A 16340-nucleotide genomic window follows, 5' to 3' on the forward strand; every position below is an offset into this window, starting at 1 on the left:
TTCCTTAATTAAACGACGCCGGCGCGCAGCATGTCATGCATATGTACCACACCCAGCAACTGGTCGCCATCGGCAACCAGCAGCGCGGTGATGTGGCGTTGTTGCATCAGGTTCAATGCATCGACCGCCAGGATGTTGGGGCGCACCCGCACGCCGCCCGGCGTCATGACATCGGCAATCTTCGCCTCGTGCAGGTTGATGCCCATGTCGAACACCCGGCGCAGGTCGCCATCGGTAAAGATGCCGGCGATTTTCATCAGATCGTCGCAGATCACCGTCAGGCCCAGATTTTTGCGGGTAATTTCCAGCAACGCGTCGCGCAACGAGGCGTCGGCGCTGACGTGGGGAATTTCATCGCCGCTGTGCATGATATCGCTAACCCGCAGCAGCAGTTTGCGGCCGAGTGCGCCGCCCGGATGCGACAGCGCGAAATCTTCCGGCGTGAAACCGCGCGCTTTCAGCAGCGCGACGGCCAGCGCATCGCCCATCACCAGTGTGGCGGTGGTGCTGGTGGTCGGCGCCAGCCCCAGCGGGCAGGCTTCCTGCGGCACCTTGATGCACAGGTGGATATCCGCCGCTTTACCCATCGAGCTTTCCGGATTGTTAGTCATACAGATGAGGGTGATCTGTTGGCGTTTCAACACCGGGATCAGCGCCAGGATCTCGCTGGACTCGCCGGAGTTGGAGATGGCGAGCACGATGTCCTGCGGGGTGACCATGCCCAAATCGCCATGGCTGGCCTCCGCCGGATGAACGAAGAATGAGGGCGTGCCGGTGCTGGCGAAGGTCGCGGCGATCTTGCAGCCGATGTGGCCGGATTTGCCCATGCCCATCACCACCACTTTGCCGCCGCAGGCGGCGATGGTTTCGCAGGCGCGGGTGAAGTCTGCGTTGATGTAGCTGTCGAGCTGAGCCAGCCCTTCACGCTCTATCTGAAGCACTTCTTTGCCGGCCTGTTGAAAATCGAAGCCCGGTTGCAACTCAATGTTCGACATACTCATTCCCGTCGGTTTAGCCGAAAGTACTGAAAGGGTTAAAGAACAGCACCGCAAGATACGCAATAAAGCCGCATAATAACAGCGCGCCCGCCAGGTGGCCGATGCGATGTTTGCGGCCGATGCACAGCACGCTCAGCAGCACGCTGGCCGCCAGCATCACCCAGTAATCGCGATGGAAGGCGGCGGTGTCAACGCTGCCCGGCGACAGCAGGGCGGGTACGCCCAGCACGATCACCGTGTTGAAAATATTGGAGCCGATGATATTGCCAATCGCCATATCATCCTCGCCCTTGAGCGCCCCGGCGATGGAGGTGGCCAGTTCGGGCAGGCTGGTGCCGATGGCGATAATGGTCAAACCGACCACCAGTTCGCTCAGACCGAAATAGTGCGCGATCACCGTCGCGTTATCGACCACCATTCTGGAAGAGAGCGGCAGAATGATAAACGCCAGCACCAGCCACAGCACGGCCACGGTATTGCTGCTGTCCTGCGGCAGCTCGGCGATCTGCTCCATGGTCAGGCTGTCGCTGCCCTCGCGCTGCGCCAGCCGGGCGATTTTCAGCATCAGCAGGATGAAGCCGGCGGCGGCGGCCAGCAGCAGCACGCCGTCCAGCCTGCTCAGGGTGCCGTCCATCAACACGAAACCGCATAATACTGTGACCGCTAACATCAGCGGCAGTTCGCGCCGCAGTATCTCAGAGCGCGCGGCCAGCGGGTGAATCAGCGCCGCCACGCCCAGAATCAATAAAATGTTGGTGATGTTGGAACCTAATACGTTGCCAACGGCCATATCTATCTGCCCGTTCAGCGCGGCGGTGGTGGACACGATCAGCTCCGGCAGCGAAGTGCCGATGCCGACGATGGTCATGCCGATGATCAGCGGCGGTACGCCGAGCGAGCGGGAAATCACGGCAGCACCATAAACTAAGCGGTCTGCACCGTACACCAGTAGAAATAAACCAACGATTAATAATGCTATCGCGAGAAACATGCAGGGTCCTTTGTCGGGTATTATCCCGGTTCGTTGGTTAAAGCCGTCAATGCGGCGGTATTGCTTGCCCTCCGTTGCGCGCGTTTGAGCCGCAGCAACGGTTTTCCCCGGCTAATAGTTGAACAGTTTCGTTTTTTTTCGTTATGGCGCCAATTTTGACCGGGTGGCGCGGAAAAGTAAAACCAATGGCACCATTGGTTGCGAAATGGCAGTAAGTTTTTGTAAAGATGAGACGGATTGCGCCCATTGCTTTAACATCACGGGTAGATTCAGCAAAAGATGAGTCGTAAAGGGTCCATTAACATGCTCCAAAAGGCAGATAATTTGGTCGAAGTGCGCGACATGAGCTTCTCGCGCGGCGACCGACGGATATTTGAAGACATCAACCTGACGGTGCCCCGCGGTAAGGTCACGGCGATCATGGGGCCATCAGGCATCGGCAAAACCACGCTGCTGCGCCTGATCGGCGGCCAGCTGGCGCCGGACAGCGGGGAGATTTGGTTCGACGGCGACAACATTCCCGCGTTGTCCCGCCGTCAGTTATACGACGCGCGCAAAAAGATGAGCATGCTGTTCCAGTCGGGCGCGCTGTTTACCGATTTGACCGTATTCGAAAACGTGGCCTACCCGCTGCGCGAGCACAGCAGCCTGCCGGAGCCTTTGTTGCGCAGTACGGTGCTGATGAAGCTGGAAGCGGTGGGGCTGCGCGGCGCGGCCCAGCTGATGCCCAATGAGCTTTCCGGCGGCATGGCGCGCCGGGCGGCGTTGGCGCGCGCGATCGCGCTGGACCCTGAGATGATCATGTTCGACGAACCCTTCGTCGGCCAGGATCCGATCACCATGGGCGTGCTGGTCAAGCTGATCGATGAGCTGAACCATGCGCTGGGCATTACCTGCATCGTGGTGTCGCACGACGTGCCGGAGGTGCTGAGCATCGCCGACTACGCCTACATCGTGGCCGACAACCGGGTGATCGCCGAAGGCACCACGCAGCAATTGCAGAACAATCCTGATGCGCGCGTGCGCCAGTTCCTGGATGGTATAGCGGATGGGCCGGTGCCGTTCCGCTATCCGGCCGGGGATTATCAGACCGAACTGCTAGGCTTAGGGAGTAAATAAGCTCATGTTATTAAGAGCGTTAGCGTCGTTGGGGCGCAGTGGCATCAACACCAGCGCCAGCTTCGGCCGCGCCGGGTTGATGCTGTTCAACGCGTTGATTGGCCGGCCGGAACCCGGCAAGCAGTGGCCGCTATTGTTGAAACAGCTCTACAGCGTCGGCGTGCAGTCGCTGCTGATCATCATGGTCTCCGGGCTGTTTATCGGCATGGTGCTGGGCCTGCAGGGCTATATCGTGCTCACCACTTACAGCGCCGAGGCCAGCCTTGGCATGATGGTGGCGCTGTCGCTGCTGCGCGAGCTGGGGCCGGTGGTCACGGCGCTGCTGTTCGCCGGCCGCGCCGGTTCCGCACTCACGGCGGAAATCGGCCTGATGAAGGCGACGGAGCAGATCTCCAGCCTGGAAATGATGGCGGTCGATCCGCTGCGGCGCATCGTGGCGCCGCGCTTCTGGGCCGGGTTTATCAGCATGCCGCTGCTGACCATCATCTTCGTGGCGATCGGCATTTGGGGCGGTTCGGTGGTCGGCGTGGACTGGAAGGGCATCGACAGCGGCTTCTTCTGGTCGGCGATGCAGGGCGCCGTGGAGTGGAAAAAAGATCTGCTCAACTGCCTGATCAAAAGCGTGGTATTCGCCATTACCGTAACCTGGATTGCCATTTTCAATGGGTACGACGCCGTGCCTACCTCTGAAGGGATTAGCCGGGCGACGACGCGTACCGTGGTGCATTCGTCACTGGCGGTGTTGGGATTGGATTTCGTGCTGACCGCACTGATGTTTGGGAATTGATTCGATGCAAACGAAGAAGAGTGAAATCTGGGTTGGGGCATTTATGCTGATCGCGCTGTGCGCCATCGTGTTTATCTGCCTGCAGGTGGCGAACCTTAAATCGATCGGCAGCGAGCCGACCTACCGCATTTACGCGACGTTCGACAACATCGGCGGCCTGAAACCGCGTTCGCCGGTGAAAATTGGCGGCGTGGTGATCGGCCGCGTGGCGGACATCGAACTCGATTCGAAAACCTACACGCCGCGCGTAGCGCTGGATATCCAGAAAAAGTACGACCAAATCCCGGATACCAGCTCGCTGGCGATCCGCACCTCCGGCCTGCTGGGCGAGCAATATCTGGCGCTTAACGTGGGCTTTGAAGATCCTGATATGGGCACCACCATCCTGAAAGATGGCGGCACCATTCAGGACACCAAATCAGCCATGGTTCTGGAAGACCTAATCGGCCAGTTCCTGTATAAAAGCGGCGGTCAGGACAGCGCCAAATCGGGAGACGCGGCCGCTGAGCCGGCTGCCGGCGCCGCACCGCAACCCGCTGTTCCAAATCATTAAGAGAGGATACCTGCATGTTTAAACGTTTACTGATGGTGGCTCTGCTGGTGGTTGCACCGCTGGCGAGCGCAGCCGACCAAACCAATCCCTACAGCATGATGCAAGAAGCGGCGCAGAAGACTTTCAGCCGTTTGAAGAACGAACAGCCGAAGATCAAGCAGGACCCGAACTACCTGCGTGCCATCGTGCATCAGGAACTGATGCCGTTCGTGCAGGTGAAATACGCCGGCGCGCTGGTGCTGGGGCGTTACTACAAAGAGGCAACGCCTGCGCAGCGCGAAGCTTACTTCACCGCCTTCCAGGCTTACCTGGAGCAGGCTTACGGCCAGGCGCTGGCGATGTATCACGGCCAGACTTACCAGATCGCGCCTGAACAGCCGCTGGGCAATGCCGACATCGTGGCTATTCGCGTCACCATCATCGACAACGGCGGCCGCCCGCCGGTGCGTCTGGATTTCCAATGGCGCAAGAACAGCAAAACCGGCTACTGGCAGGCGTATGACATGATCGCCGAAGGCGTCAGCATGATCACCACCAAGCAAAATGAGTGGGCGTCTACGCTGCGTACTCAGGGCATCGACGGCCTGACCAAGCAGCTGCAGGCCGCCGCCGCGCAGCCTATCACGCTGGACAAGAAAAACTGATGTCGGCAGCGCTCAGCTTCGAATCAGAGCGGCAGACGCTGATCCTGCGCGGTGAACTGGACCGGGAAACGCTGCAGCCGCTGTGGCGGCAGCGCGCCGCGCTGATGGCGGATAAAACCGCGATCGACGTGGCGCAACTGCAGCGCGTGGACTCCGCCGGGCTGGCGCTGTTGCTGCATCTGCAGGAAGAGCAGCGCCAACGCGGCGTAGCGCTGAAAATTTTCGGCGCTACCGAGCGCCTGAAAACGCTGATCGCGCTCTACAACCTGCAGGCGATAATGCCTGTCGATACCGCCGGTTAGCGGCGTTTTACGCCGCTCTTGCGTGGTAAAACGATACAAAGCCCCTGTTATGCAGGGGCTTTTTCTTTAGTTTAAGAAAACATCGTATTCCACTAAGATACTAGGCTGTTTATGATCCTTTAGCGGCAGAACTGGATACTATGGAAACCAACGAGATTAAAGACGTGCTGATGCAGGCATTGGCACTGGATGAAGTACATGTGACGGGCGACGGTAGCCATTTTCAGGCGATCGTGGTCGGTGAACTGTTCGCCGGCATGAGCCGCGTCAAAAAACAGCAGACGGTTTACGCACCGCTGATGGAATACATTGCGGACAACCGCATTCATGCCTTGTCTATTAAGGCGTACACCCCTGAAGAGTGGCAGCGAGACCGCAAACTCAACGGATTTTAAGGCTGTTTGCCCTGCCGGGCGGGCAGCTTCAGATTAGATAACAGAGAGTAGTCAGATGGATAAATTTCGTGTGCAGGGTCGGACCCGCCTGAGCGGTGAAGTGTCTATTTCCGGGGCCAAAAACGCCGCCCTGCCGATCCTGTTCGCCGCCCTGTTGGCGGAAGAGCCGGTCGAGCTGCAGAATGTCCCTAAGCTGAAGGACATCGACACCACCATTAAACTACTCAACCAGTTGGGTACCAAGATTGAGCGCAACGGTTCGGTCTTCGTGGACGCCAGCGGCGTGAACGAGTTTTGCGCCCCTTACGATCTGGTGAAAACCATGCGCGCTTCCATTTGGGCGCTGGGGCCGCTGGTGGCGCGTTTCGGCCGCGGTCAGGTTTCCCTGCCGGGCGGCTGCGCGATTGGCGCGCGTCCGGTCGATCTGCACATCACCGGCCTGGAGCAGTTGGGCGCCGAGATCAAGCTGGAAGAAGGCTACGTCAAGGCGTCCGTCGAGGGCCGCCTGAAGGGCGCGCACATCGTCATGGACAAGGTGAGCGTGGGCGCGACCGTGACCATCATGAGCGCCGCGACCCTGGCGACCGGCACCACCGTTATCGAAAACGCCGCGCGTGAGCCGGAAATTGTCGATACCGCCAACTTCCTCAACACGCTGGGCGCGAAGATCAGCGGCGCAGGCAGCGACAAGATCACCATCGAGGGCGTCGAGCGTCTGGGCGGCGGCGTGTACCGCGTGCTGCCTGACCGCATCGAGACCGGCACCTTCCTGATCGCCGCCGCGGTTTCCGGCGGCAAAGTGATGTGCCGCAACACCCGTCCGGACACGCTGGATGCGGTGCTGGCCAAGCTGCGCGAAGCCGGTGCCGATATCGAAGTGGGCGAAGACTGGATCAGCCTGGACATGCACGGCAAACGCCCGAAAGCGGTCACCGTGCGCACCGCGCCGCACCCGGGGTTCCCGACCGACATGCAGGCCCAGTTCAGCCTGCTGAACCTGGTGGCGGAAGGCACCGGCGTCATCACCGAGACCATCTTCGAAAACCGCTTCATGCACGTGCCGGAATTGATCCGCATGGGCGCGCATGCGGAGATCGAGAGCAACACCGTGATCTGTCATGGCGTTGAACAGCTGTCCGGCGCTCAGGTGATGGCGACCGATCTGCGCGCTTCCGCCAGCCTGGTGATCGCCGGCTGCATCGCCGACGGCGTGACCGTTGTCGATCGCATCTATCACATCGATCGCGGCTATGAGCGTATTGAAGACAAGCTGCGCGCGCTGGGTGCGAACATCGAGCGCGTGAAAGGCGAGTAAGCCATTAGCGCCGGCGCGGCTGCGTCGGCAGGATGAATAGCAAAGGGCCGGCTATCAATGCCGGCCCTTTTTTAATTGCTGTCTTCCGGGAATTCACCCACCGTCATTTTCAACGTAATGCGTTTGCCGTCGCGCAGCACGATAACCGGTATCTCGGTGCCCGGCCTGATCTCCGCCACCTGGTCCATGGTTTCCAGCACGGATACCGCCGGTTTGTTATCCACGTTGATGATGATGTCGTTGATCTGGAAGCCGGCGTTGCTCGCCGGGCCGTTCGGCGTAATCTCGGTCACGATGATGCCCTGCAGGCGATCGATGCCGGAATTGGAGGGGCGCAGCGGAATGATCTCTTTGCCCTGAATGCCGAAATAGCCGCGGATAACGCGGCCGTCGCGGATCAGCTTGTCCATGATTTTGGTAGCCAGTTCGATCGGGATCGCAAAGCCCAGTCCTTCCGGCGTTTCGCCGTCGGTGATTTTGTCATAGGTCAGGGTGTTGATACCGATCAGCTCACCCAGCGAGTTGACCAGCGCGCCGCCGGAGTTGCCGCGGTTGATTGAGGCGTCGGTCTGCAGGAACGTCTGCCGGCCGGTGGTGCTCATACTGATGCGCCCGGTAGCGCTGAGGATGCCCTGAGTCACGGTTTGCCCCAGGTTATAGGGGTTGCCGATCGCCAGCACCACGTCGCCGACGTGGGCAACGCGATTTTTATTGGTCGGGATCACCGGCAGGTTGCCGGGATCGATCTTCAGCACCGCCAGGTCGGTCAGGCCGTCGGAGCCGACCAGCAGCGCTTCATAGCGGCGGCCATCCTGCAACACCACGGTGATCTGCTGAGCGTCTTTGATCACGTGGCGGTTGGTGATGATGTAGCCGCGTTCGTTCATGATCACGCCGGAACCGAGCGACAGCACGTTGGCGGCGCCGTTCAGGTTGCGGTTGTAGATGTTCACCACGGCAGGGGCGGCGCGGCGCACCGCCTTGTTGTAGCTCACCGGCGTTTCGTCGCTGGTATTCTCGGTTTTCTCTGCAAACAGGCCGTTGGAAGAGCGCAGCATGGGCAGGGCGGCCAACAGAAGGCCGGCAACGATGAGACCGATAACGACAGAACGCAAGAGCTTAGCAAACATGGAGTTTTCGTGGTGTGGTGAACGATGTTCGGAGGATAGCATGAGTTAACCGGGCGCAGTATGTCACCGAGCCCGGTTTTTGCACAAATTAACGCAGCAGCAGATAAATGGTTTCGTTACCGCGCACGATATTGAGCGCCATCACCGGTGGCTTGGCTTCCAGCACCTTGCGCAGCGCGGTGATACTGTCCACGCGCTGGCGGTTGACGCCGATGATCACGTCGCCTTTTTGCAGGCCGATTTGCGCCGCCGTCGAGCCTTTATCCACGTTCTCCACCTTCACGCCCTTGTCGCCGCTCGGCAGCGCGCCGTTGCTGAGGGATACCCCCTGCAGCGCCGGCGACAGCGTTTCGGCATTGGTCGAGGCGCTCTCGCTGTTGTCCAGCGTGACCGAGACTTCCTGCGGTTTACCGTCGCGCAGCAGGCCTACCTTGAGGGTTTTGCCCGGTGCGGTGGTGCCGACCTTGGCGCGCAGTTCGGCAAAGCTGTTCACCGGTTTGCCGTCGACGGAAACCAGAATATCCCCGGCTTTGATGCCGGCCTTGGCGGCGGCGGATTTCGGCAACACTTCGCTGACGAAGGCGCCGCGCTGCGCGTCGGTGTTGAAGGCTTTGGCCATGTCCGGGGTCATTTCACTGCCCTTGATGCCAAGCAGGCCGCGTTTCACTTCGCCGAATTCGATCAGCTGCTGGCTCAGGTTCTGCGCCATATTGCTCGGAATGGCGAAGCCGATGCCGACGTTGCCGCCGCTCGGCGCCAGAATGGCGGTATTGATGCCGATCAGTTCGCCGTTCAGGTTAACCAGCGCGCCACCGGAGTTGCCGCGGTTGATGGAGGCATCGGTCTGAATGAAGTTTTCCAGCCCTTCCAGATTCAGGCCGGTGCGGCCCAGCGCCGAGATGATGCCGGAGGTGGCGGTTTGGCCCAGGCCGAACGGGTTGCCGACCGCCACGGCGAAGTCGCCGACGCGCAGTTGGTCGGAATCGGCCATCTTGATGGCGGTCAGGTTTTTGGTATCGCTGAGCTGCAGCAGGGCGATGTCGGACTGTTCATCGCGCCCGACCAGCTTGGCGTCCAGCTCACGGCCGTCGTTCAACTGTACGCGGATTTTATCGGCGTTGTTGATGACGTGGTTGTTGGTCAGCACGTAGCCCTTGGCGGCGTCGATGATCACGCCGGAGCCCAACCCCTCAAACGGGCGGGAACTCTGCTGTTGACCGGGGAAGTTGGGGCCGAAGAAGCGTCTGAACTCTTCCGGCAACTGTTGACGCTGCACCTGGGTGCCAGCGACATGCACGCTCACGACGGCGGGCAAGACTTTTTCCAGCATCGGCGCCAGGCTCGGCAGCGGCTGCCCCTGCACGGCGACGGGCAGGGCCGCGTTGGCCGCCGGTGCGGCGCTGAGCGCCAGACCGAGGCTCATTGCCAATGCACTAAGAATTAACGACTTTTTCTTCATTGATGATAACTCTCTCAATACCTGCCGATGAAAATTTGATGATAAGGCAATCGCCTTGTCATAGTGAAGGGTAAGACCGTGAATTTGCGTGCAAAGTTCAGTAAAGGTAATGCGAAGGAAGGTCAATATGGCACAAACGGGATTAAACCCGCGGGAGGCCCCGCGGGCGAAGAAGGAATATCAGTCGCGGCGTGCGCTTTGACCGCGCAGCAGGCCGGAGGCCCCTTCAGAGTAGTCGCGCGGCATTTCCACCGGCGCCTGATCGTTGTCCGCTTCCGCTTCGGTCAGGCGATAGCGGAACGGGTTCTCCTGCATCGGCAGATCCGGCAGCAGGTTGTTGGAGCTTTTCGCCATGTGCTGATACAGCTGGCGATAATCGCGCGCCATGTTGTCCAGCAGCTCGGCGCTGCGGGCAAAGTGGCCGACCAGCTCCTGACGGTACTCTTCCAGCTCGGTTTTGCTCTTGTCCAGCTCGTTCTGCAGGACTTGTTGTTGACGTAATTTACGGTTGCCAAAACGCATCGCCACCGCACCAATCACGATACCGACGACCAAACCAATCAGCGCATACTCCCAGGTCATGATGACTCCTATTTTGACTTCGTTGTTCCGCAGGGATTTTTCACTTAATAATATCCACTATAACCGTTAACCTTGTCCGAGTGGAATCCTGATGCGCTTCCACCTAATTTTTACAGGGTTTTCAGCGGCGCCCGCAGCGGGCATTTGTGGCGATAACGGTGCGAATCGGCATCAACTTGCCGCCAACGTTGGCTAAATAATTTCTAAGCGTTCTTAGGGAACATCGAACAGATGCAGGCACTATCACCGTTATCTCGCTACCAGCAGGCGCTGGAAGCGGGGGAGTATCAGGCCGATGAGGTTCAACGCCGGGCCGTCACTCAACTGGATCGCATTTATCAGGCTCTGTTGCAAAAGCCGGCGGCGAGCGCGCCGGCCGGCGGGCTGCGCGGCAAGCTCAGCCGTTTGCTGGGCAAGGGCGGCGAAACGGCGCCGCAGCGCCCGGTGCAGGGGCTGTACATGTGGGGCGGCGTCGGGCGCGGCAAAACCTGGCTGATGGACATGTTCTTCCACAGTCTGCCGGGCGATCGCAAAATGCGCCTGCACTTCCACCGCTTCATGCTGCGGGTGCATGAAGAGCTGACCGAGTTGCAGGGACGGGAAAACCCGCTGGACATCGTCGCCGACGGCTTCAAGGCCGAGACCGACGTATTGTGCTTCGACGAGTTCTTCGTCTCCGACATCACCGACGCCATGCTGCTGGCCACGCTGCTGCAGGCGCTGTTCGCCCGGGGCATCACGCTGGTGGCCACGTCGAACATCCCGCCGGACGATCTGTACCGCAACGGCCTGCAGCGGGCGCGTTTCCTGCCGGCCATCGATCTGATCAACGAGTACTGCGACGTAATGAACGTCGACGCCGGCATCGACTATCGTCTGCGCACCCTGACCCAGGCGCACCTCTACCTGACACCGCTGAACGACCAGACGCGCGAGGCGCTGGATCGGATGTTCGTCAAGCTGGCGGGCAAGGCGGGGGAGGACGCGCCGGTGCTGCAGATCAACCATCGGCCGCTGCAGGCGATCCGTTCGGTGGACGGCGTGCTGGCGGTGGATTTCCACACGCTGTGCGAAGAGGCGCGCAGCCAGCTGGACTACATTGCGCTGTCGCGGCTGTATCACAGCGTGATCCTGTATAATGTGCAGGTGATGGGGCCGCTGAAAGAGAATACCGCGCGCCGTTTCCTGGCGCTGGTGGATGAATTTTACGAGCGTCACATCAAGCTGGTGATCGGCGCCGAAGCGTCGATGTTCGAGATCTATCAGGGGGTGCAGCTGAAATTTGAATTCCAGCGCTGCCTGTCGCGCCTGCAGGAAATGCAGAGCGAAGAGTACCTCAAGCTGCCGCATCTGCCCTGAGCCCGCCGGGCCTATCGCCGGTTGTCCGCCGCCGGCGATAAATTTATTTTCCATTCAAAAACCGTTCGATCTTTGTGAGCGACTTCTCTATAATCTTGCGACCCCACGTTACAACAAAGTTTTTTTTCCCAAAAACTTTATAGTGCCGGCAATGGCTATTCGAAGGGGTAGGTTTGCTGGACTTGTATGGTCGTGTGAGCCTCAACTGTTTTCGAGCGTTTGGGTGTTCACCAACGTGTAACTAATTATTGGGTAAGCTTTCTAATGAAAACTTTTACAGCTAAACCAGAAACCGTAAAACGCGACTGGTACGTTGTTGATGCAGATGGTAAAACTTTAGGCCGTCTCGCTACTGAACTGGCTCGTCGCCTGCGCGGCAAGCATAAAGCGGAATACACCCCGCACGTGGATACCGGTGATTACATCATCGTTCTGAACGCTGACAAAGTTGCTGTAACCGGCAACAAGCGTACAGACAAAGTGTACTACCACCACACCGGCCACATCGGTGGTATCAAGCAAGCGACCTTTGAAGAGATGATTGCCCGCCGTCCTGAGCGCGTGATTGAAATCGCGGTTAAAGGCATGCTGCCAAAGGGCCCGCTGGGTCGTGCTATGTTCCGTAAACTGAAAGTTTACGCGGGCACCGAGCACAATCACGCGGCACAGCAACCGCAAGTTCTGGACATTTAATCGGGATTAATGGCAATGGCTGAAAATCAATACTACGGCACTGGTCGCCGCAAAAGCTCCGCCGCTCGCGTCTTCATCAAGCCGGGCAACGGTAACATCGTTATCAACCAGCGCAGCCTGGAACAGTACTTCGGTCGCGAAACTGCCCGCATGGTAGTTCGTCAGCCGCTGGAACTGGTCGACATGGTTGGCAAACTGGACCTGTACATCACCGTTAAAGGTGGTGGTATCTCCGGTCAAGCTGGCGCTATCCGTCACGGTATCACCCGTGCACTGATGGAATACGATGAGACTCTGCGTTCTGAACTGCGTAAAGCTGGCTTCGTCACCCGTGACGCTCGTCAGGTTGAACGTAAGAAAGTCGGTCTGCGTAAAGCACGTCGTCGTCCGCAGTTCTCCAAGCGTTAATTTTCGCTGCTTCGGCAGTGCGATTTACGCAAAAAACCCGGTGCTTCACCGGGTTTTTTTACGCCTGAAATCCGCCGTCCCCGACTAAAATCTGTGGCATATCAGACAATTCAACATGAATTCGCCGCACCGCCCCCACAAAACAAGCAGAATCTGGTAAACTATCATCCACTTTTGCGCCTGTTCGCCGTGCAGTTGACCTCCTGGGCCGGTTTTTTATGGGCTCGGGTCGCGCTGCGTGCTGCCGGCCTGCGGCAAGATTATTCAGGATAGCAGCCTGTCAGTTGGCTATTCGCAGTATTTTCTAGATAACTTGGAGGTTTTCATGGCTGTCGCTGCCAACAAACGTTCGGTAATGACGCTGTTCTCTGGCCCGACCGACATTTTTAGCCATCAAGTACGTATCGTACTGGCGGAGAAAGGTGTCAGCGTCGAGATCGAGCAGGTCGAAATGGATAACCTGCCGCAAGATCTGATTGACCTCAACCCTTACCAGACGGTGCCTACGCTGGTCGATCGCGAACTGACCCTGTATGAATCCCGCATCATCATGGAATATCTGGATGAGCGTTTCCCGCACCCGCCGCTGATGCCGGTTTACCCGGTTGCCCGTGGTGAGAGCCGTCTGATGATGCTGCGCATCGAGAAGAACTGGTACTCGCTGATGGACAAGATCGAGAAGAGCAGCGGCCAGGAAGCGGAATCCGCCCGTCGCCAACTGCGCGAAGAGTTGCTGGCGATCGCGCCTATCTTCGGTCAGGCGCCGTATTTCATGAGCGAAGAGTTCAGCCTGGTGGATTGCTACCTGGCGCCGTTGTTGTGGCGTCTGCCGCAGTTGGGCATCGAATTGAGCGGTGCCGGTTCCAAAGAGCTGAAAGGCTACATGACCCGCGTCTTCGAACGCGACGCCTTCCTGGCTTCCCTGACCGAAGCCGAGCGTGAAATGCGCCTGCAGACCCGGGGCTAAGCGCGATGGACATGTCTCAGATGACGCCGCGTCGCCCGTATCTGCTGCGGGCGTTCTACGACTGGCTGCTGGATAACCAACTGACGCCGCACCTGGTGGTCGACGTGACTCGCCCGGACGTGCAGGTGCCGATGGAGTTCGCGCGTGACGGCCAGATCGTGCTGAATATCGCGCCGCGCGCGGTAGGCAACCTGGCGTTGGGTAACGAAGACGTGCAGTTCAACGCGCGCTTCGGCGGCGTGCCGCGTCAGGTTTCGGTGCCGATGGCCGCCGTGCTGGCGATCTATGCGCGTGAAAACGGCGCCGGCACGATGTTCGAACCGGAAGCCGCCTACGACGAGAGCGAAGGCGTGTTCGAAGGTCTGGACAATGAGACGATCCCTTCGGAAACCCTGATGTCAGTGATCGACGGCGATCGCCCGGATACCGCGGAAGACAACGGTCCGGATGACGAACCGCCGCAGCCGCCGCGCGGTGGCCGCCCGGCGCTGCGCGTGGTGAAATAACCCCGTGAGAACAAAAGAAAAAGCACCCCATGGGGGTGCTTTTTTTTTGCCCGGCAGAAGCGGGTCAGCCTTTCAACGCGGCAATGCAGGCGTCGCGCGGCGCGCTGAGATCGCCTACGCGTACGGTAGATAGGGCGTGGGTTGCGCGCTCACGGAAATTGGTGATGGCGGTATCGCCTTGCACTTCCGGCGGGGCGGTACAAATGTCATTGAGCGGCAGATCGTTGCCTTTGTTGAGCGCCTGCAACACCGCCGCCGGATTGTAGATCAGGGCTGCGGAGAGGGCCGATTTGATGCCGGCGGTAAAGCCGGCATTGCCGCCGCCGGCCAACTTGGGCGCCAGGGCAATCCAGCTGTCGTCCCCCAGCCGGATGCTGTTTTCCACGGCGCCGAACTGCCCGGCCTTGCCCAACTGCGCCACGACCGGCCGTGCGCCGCGCGCTTCGATATTGTAACCAACCTCCTGCGAATCCAGCGCCATGGCTGAAGCGCTGAAACTGACGGCCAGCAGCGCGCCGGCCAACAGGGAAATGGAGCATTTCATGTTCGCTATCCTTATCTCGGTGTCAGGCGCAGCCGCGCCCCGCAATGGTGCTAACTCAATACTATAGCGCGTTGAGGCGGTGAGGAGCGGGGAGGTTGTTACAAAGCGTGGCAGGCTAAAAACAGAGGCCCGGCAATATGCCGGGCCTCTGATGGTACGGAAGGTTTACACTTCCAGGTAGTTCATGATGCCGTCTGCCGCTTTGCGGCCTTCGGCGATCGCCGTCACTACCAGGTCAGATCCGCGCACTGCGTCACCACCGGCGAAGATTTTCGGGTTGCTGGTTTGGAACGCGTTGTCGCTGCCTTCCGGCGCCAGGATGCGGCCCTGTTTATCCAGCTGCACGTCGTGCGCCGCCAGCCAGTCCATGCGGTGTGGGCGGAAACCGAACGCCATCACCACCGCATCCGCGTCGATCACGTGTTCGGAACCCGGCACCTGCTCCGCCGTCTGACGGCCGTTGGCATCCGGCGCGCCCAGCTGAGTGCGTACCATTTTCACTCCGGCCACGCGGCCGGCGCTGTTCAGTTCGATGCTCAGCGGCTGCAGGTTGAACTGGAAGTCCACTCCTTCTTCCCGGGCGTTCTTCACTTCGCGCTTGGAGCCCGGCATGTTGGCTTCGTCGCGGCGGTAGGCGCAGATGACCTGCGTTGCGCCCTGACGCACCGAGGTACGCACGCAGTCCATGGCGGTATCGCCGCCGCCCAGCACCACCACCCGTTTGCCTTCCATGCTGACGTAAGGCTCGTGCTGCTCGGTTTCATACCCCATCAGCTGCTTGGTGTTGGCGATCAGGAACGGCAGCGCGTCGTACACGCCCTGCGCCTCCTCATTCTCCAGGCCGCCGCGCATCGACTGATAGGTGCCGACGCCGAGGAACACCGCATCGTACTCGCTCAGCAAGGTCTCCATGCTGACGTCTTTACCCACTTCGGTGTTCAACTGGAACTCGATGCCCATCTCGCTGAAGATGCCGCGGCGTTTGACCATCACTTCCTTTTCCAGCTTGAAAGCCGGGATGCCGAAGGTCAGCAGGCCGCCGATCTCCGGATGACGATCGTATACGACCGCCTTGACGCCATTGCGGGTCAGCACGTCGGCGCAGGCCAGCCCGGCAGGCCCGGCACCGACGATCGCCACGCGCTTGCCGGTCGGCTGCACGTGCGACATGTCCGGCTTCCAGCCCATTTCGATGGCCTTATCGCTGATGTAGCGCTCGATATTGCCGATGGTGACCGCGCCGAACTCGTCGTTCAGGGTGCAGGAGCCTTCGCACAGGCGATCCTGCGGGCATACGCGGCCGCACACTTCCGGCAGGCTGTTGGTCTGATGCGCCAGGTCCGCCGCTTCCATGATGCGGCCTTCATTGGCCAGTTTCAGCCAGTTCGGGATGTAGTTGTGCACCGGGCACTTCCACTCGCAGTACGGGTTGCCGCAGGACAGACAGCGGTCCGCCTGGGCCTTGGCCTGGGTTTCCGAAAACGGTTCGTAGATCTCGACGAACTCGATTTTGCGGATCTTCAGCGGTTTCTTTGGCGGATCAACACGCTGCAGGTCGATAAATTGATAAACGTTCTGGCTCATTAAT

At 59.6% G+C, this 16340-nt stretch carries 19 protein-coding genes; 12 read left to right on the forward strand and 7 right to left on the reverse strand.

Translation table 11 applies throughout. The features are described from left to right. Window positions 1-8: 8 nt before the first annotated feature. On the reverse strand, window positions 9-995 hold the full coding sequence (kdsD, locus tag MMS95_RS02085; RefSeq protein ID WP_004937051.1) for an arabinose-5-phosphate isomerase KdsD: 987 nt from the start codon (window positions 993-995) through the stop codon (window positions 9-11). Window positions 996-1011: 16 nt separating this feature from the next. Next, window positions 1012-1989, reverse strand: a complete 978-nt coding sequence (locus tag MMS95_RS02090) for a calcium/sodium antiporter (protein ID WP_015379175.1) — start codon at window positions 1987-1989, stop codon at window positions 1012-1014. Between the two features lie 303 nt (window positions 1990-2292). On the opposite strand from MMS95_RS02090, the gene mlaF reads away from it, so the two are divergent. From mlaF to murA, 7 genes are all read left to right on the forward strand, one after another. Then, a complete protein-coding gene (mlaF, locus tag MMS95_RS02095) occupies window positions 2293-3108 on the forward strand; it encodes a phospholipid ABC transporter ATP-binding protein MlaF (RefSeq protein ID WP_242141357.1) in 816 nt (271 codons plus the stop codon). Between the two features lie 4 nt (window positions 3109-3112). Beyond that, window positions 3113-3895: a lipid asymmetry maintenance ABC transporter permease subunit MlaE gene (gene mlaE, locus MMS95_RS02100; RefSeq protein WP_085337184.1), complete on the forward strand. Its 783-nt coding sequence runs from the start codon at window positions 3113-3115 to the stop codon at window positions 3893-3895. Window positions 3896-3899: 4 nt separating this feature from the next. Further along, on the forward strand, window positions 3900-4448 hold the full coding sequence (mlaD, locus tag MMS95_RS02105) for an outer membrane lipid asymmetry maintenance protein MlaD (protein WP_004937061.1): 549 nt from the start codon (window positions 3900-3902) through the stop codon (window positions 4446-4448). 14 nt (window positions 4449-4462) lie between these two features. After that, entirely contained in the window at window positions 4463-5092 is a 630-nt protein-coding gene (mlaC, locus tag MMS95_RS02110; protein ID WP_004937063.1) for a phospholipid-binding protein MlaC, read from the forward strand. Next, window positions 5092-5394: a lipid asymmetry maintenance protein MlaB gene (mlaB, locus tag MMS95_RS02115; protein WP_004937064.1), complete on the forward strand. Its 303-nt coding sequence runs from the start codon at window positions 5092-5094 to the stop codon at window positions 5392-5394. The genes mlaC and mlaB overlap by 1 nt, the downstream gene beginning before the upstream one ends. Window positions 5395-5534: 140 nt before the next feature. Continuing rightward, entirely contained in the window at window positions 5535-5789 is a 255-nt protein-coding gene (gene ibaG, locus MMS95_RS02120) for a BolA family iron metabolism protein IbaG (RefSeq protein WP_004937066.1), read from the forward strand. A 55-nt stretch (window positions 5790-5844) separates the two neighbouring features. Continuing rightward, window positions 5845-7104, forward strand: a complete 1260-nt coding sequence (gene murA / locus MMS95_RS02125) for a UDP-N-acetylglucosamine 1-carboxyvinyltransferase (protein WP_004937068.1) — start codon at window positions 5845-5847, stop codon at window positions 7102-7104. A 71-nt stretch (window positions 7105-7175) separates the two neighbouring features. On the opposite strand, the gene degS is transcribed toward murA, so the two are convergent. The 3 genes from degS to zapG form a co-directional block, all read right to left on the reverse strand. Beyond that, the gene (degS, locus tag MMS95_RS02130; protein WP_004937070.1) at window positions 7176-8234 is read right to left on the reverse strand and encodes an outer membrane-stress sensor serine endopeptidase DegS; all 1059 of its coding nucleotides are present in this window, start codon (window positions 8232-8234) and stop codon (window positions 7176-7178) included. Between the two features lie 88 nt (window positions 8235-8322). Further along, window positions 8323-9693, reverse strand: coding sequence for a serine endoprotease DegQ (degQ, locus tag MMS95_RS02135; RefSeq protein ID WP_004937072.1), 1371 nt, complete (start codon window positions 9691-9693; stop codon window positions 8323-8325). 180 nt (window positions 9694-9873) lie between these two features. Beyond that, entirely contained in the window at window positions 9874-10275 is a 402-nt protein-coding gene (gene zapG, locus MMS95_RS02140) for a Z-ring associated protein ZapG (protein WP_004937074.1), read from the reverse strand. 231 nt (window positions 10276-10506) lie between these two features. Between zapG and zapE the strand changes: the two genes are divergently transcribed. The 5 genes from zapE (at window position 10507) to sspB (ending at window position 14208) form a co-directional block, all read left to right on the forward strand. Next, complete coding sequence (gene zapE / locus MMS95_RS02145; protein ID WP_242141358.1) at window positions 10507-11634, forward strand: cell division protein ZapE; 1128 nt, start codon at window positions 10507-10509, stop codon at window positions 11632-11634. A gap of 264 nt (window positions 11635-11898) precedes the next feature. Further along, window positions 11899-12327, forward strand: coding sequence for a 50S ribosomal protein L13 (gene rplM / locus MMS95_RS02150; protein WP_004937079.1), 429 nt, complete (start codon window positions 11899-11901; stop codon window positions 12325-12327). Between the two features lie 15 nt (window positions 12328-12342). Beyond that, a complete protein-coding gene (gene rpsI, locus MMS95_RS02155; RefSeq protein WP_004937080.1) occupies window positions 12343-12735 on the forward strand; it encodes a 30S ribosomal protein S9 in 393 nt (130 codons plus the stop codon). Between the two features lie 325 nt (window positions 12736-13060). Further along, window positions 13061-13702 (forward strand): stringent starvation protein SspA, encoded by a 642-nt coding sequence (sspA, locus tag MMS95_RS02160; RefSeq protein WP_004937082.1) that lies wholly within the window; start codon window positions 13061-13063, stop codon window positions 13700-13702. Window positions 13703-13707: 5 nt separating this feature from the next. After that, window positions 13708-14208, forward strand: coding sequence for a ClpXP protease specificity-enhancing factor (sspB, locus tag MMS95_RS02165; RefSeq protein WP_004937084.1), 501 nt, complete (start codon window positions 13708-13710; stop codon window positions 14206-14208). A gap of 64 nt (window positions 14209-14272) precedes the next feature. On the opposite strand, the gene MMS95_RS02170 is transcribed toward sspB, so the two are convergent. Beyond that, on the reverse strand, window positions 14273-14752 hold the full coding sequence (locus MMS95_RS02170; protein WP_060560354.1) for a hypothetical protein: 480 nt from the start codon (window positions 14750-14752) through the stop codon (window positions 14273-14275). Window positions 14753-14917: 165 nt separating this feature from the next. Further along, window positions 14918-16336, reverse strand: a complete 1419-nt coding sequence (locus MMS95_RS02175; protein ID WP_015379170.1) for a glutamate synthase small subunit — start codon at window positions 16334-16336, stop codon at window positions 14918-14920. Between the last annotated feature and the right edge of the window lie 4 nt (window positions 16337-16340).

It is taken from the genome of Serratia sp. PGPR-27, from assembly GCF_022678525.1.
GTDB classification, from domain to species: Bacteria; Pseudomonadota; Gammaproteobacteria; order Enterobacterales; family Enterobacteriaceae; genus Serratia; species Serratia nematodiphila.

Coding starts and splice junctions, on each gene's coding strand:
- rplM (WP_004937079.1), top strand. CDS start 11,899: ATGAAAACTTTTACAGCTAAACCAGAAACCGTAAAACGCGACTGGTAC.
- degQ (WP_004937072.1), bottom strand. CDS start 9,693: ATGAAGAAAAAGTCGTTAATTCTTAGTGCATTGGCAATGAGCCTCGGT.
- mlaF (WP_242141357.1), top strand. CDS start 2,293: ATGCTCCAAAAGGCAGATAATTTGGTCGAAGTGCGCGACATGAGCTTC.
- MMS95_RS02090 (WP_015379175.1), bottom strand. CDS start 1,989: ATGTTTCTCGCGATAGCATTATTAATCGTTGGTTTATTTCTACTGGTG.
- ibaG (WP_004937066.1), top strand. CDS start 5,535: ATGGAAACCAACGAGATTAAAGACGTGCTGATGCAGGCATTGGCACTG.
- rpsI (WP_004937080.1), top strand. CDS start 12,343: ATGGCTGAAAATCAATACTACGGCACTGGTCGCCGCAAAAGCTCCGCC.
- MMS95_RS02175 (WP_015379170.1), bottom strand. CDS start 16,336: ATGAGCCAGAACGTTTATCAATTTATCGACCTGCAGCGTGTTGATCCG.
- degS (WP_004937070.1), bottom strand. CDS start 8,234: ATGTTTGCTAAGCTCTTGCGTTCTGTCGTTATCGGTCTCATCGTTGCC.
- sspA (WP_004937082.1), top strand. CDS start 13,061: ATGGCTGTCGCTGCCAACAAACGTTCGGTAATGACGCTGTTCTCTGGC.
- sspB (WP_004937084.1), top strand. CDS start 13,708: ATGGACATGTCTCAGATGACGCCGCGTCGCCCGTATCTGCTGCGGGCG.
- mlaE (WP_085337184.1), top strand. CDS start 3,113: ATGTTATTAAGAGCGTTAGCGTCGTTGGGGCGCAGTGGCATCAACACC.
- mlaD (WP_004937061.1), top strand. CDS start 3,900: ATGCAAACGAAGAAGAGTGAAATCTGGGTTGGGGCATTTATGCTGATC.
- zapE (WP_242141358.1), top strand. CDS start 10,507: ATGCAGGCACTATCACCGTTATCTCGCTACCAGCAGGCGCTGGAAGCG.
- mlaC (WP_004937063.1), top strand. CDS start 4,463: ATGTTTAAACGTTTACTGATGGTGGCTCTGCTGGTGGTTGCACCGCTG.
- kdsD (WP_004937051.1), bottom strand. CDS start 995: ATGTCGAACATTGAGTTGCAACCGGGCTTCGATTTTCAACAGGCCGGC.
- mlaB (WP_004937064.1), top strand. CDS start 5,092: ATGTCGGCAGCGCTCAGCTTCGAATCAGAGCGGCAGACGCTGATCCTG.
- zapG (WP_004937074.1), bottom strand. CDS start 10,275: ATGACCTGGGAGTATGCGCTGATTGGTTTGGTCGTCGGTATCGTGATT.
- MMS95_RS02170 (WP_060560354.1), bottom strand. CDS start 14,752: ATGAAATGCTCCATTTCCCTGTTGGCCGGCGCGCTGCTGGCCGTCAGT.
- murA (WP_004937068.1), top strand. CDS start 5,845: ATGGATAAATTTCGTGTGCAGGGTCGGACCCGCCTGAGCGGTGAAGTG.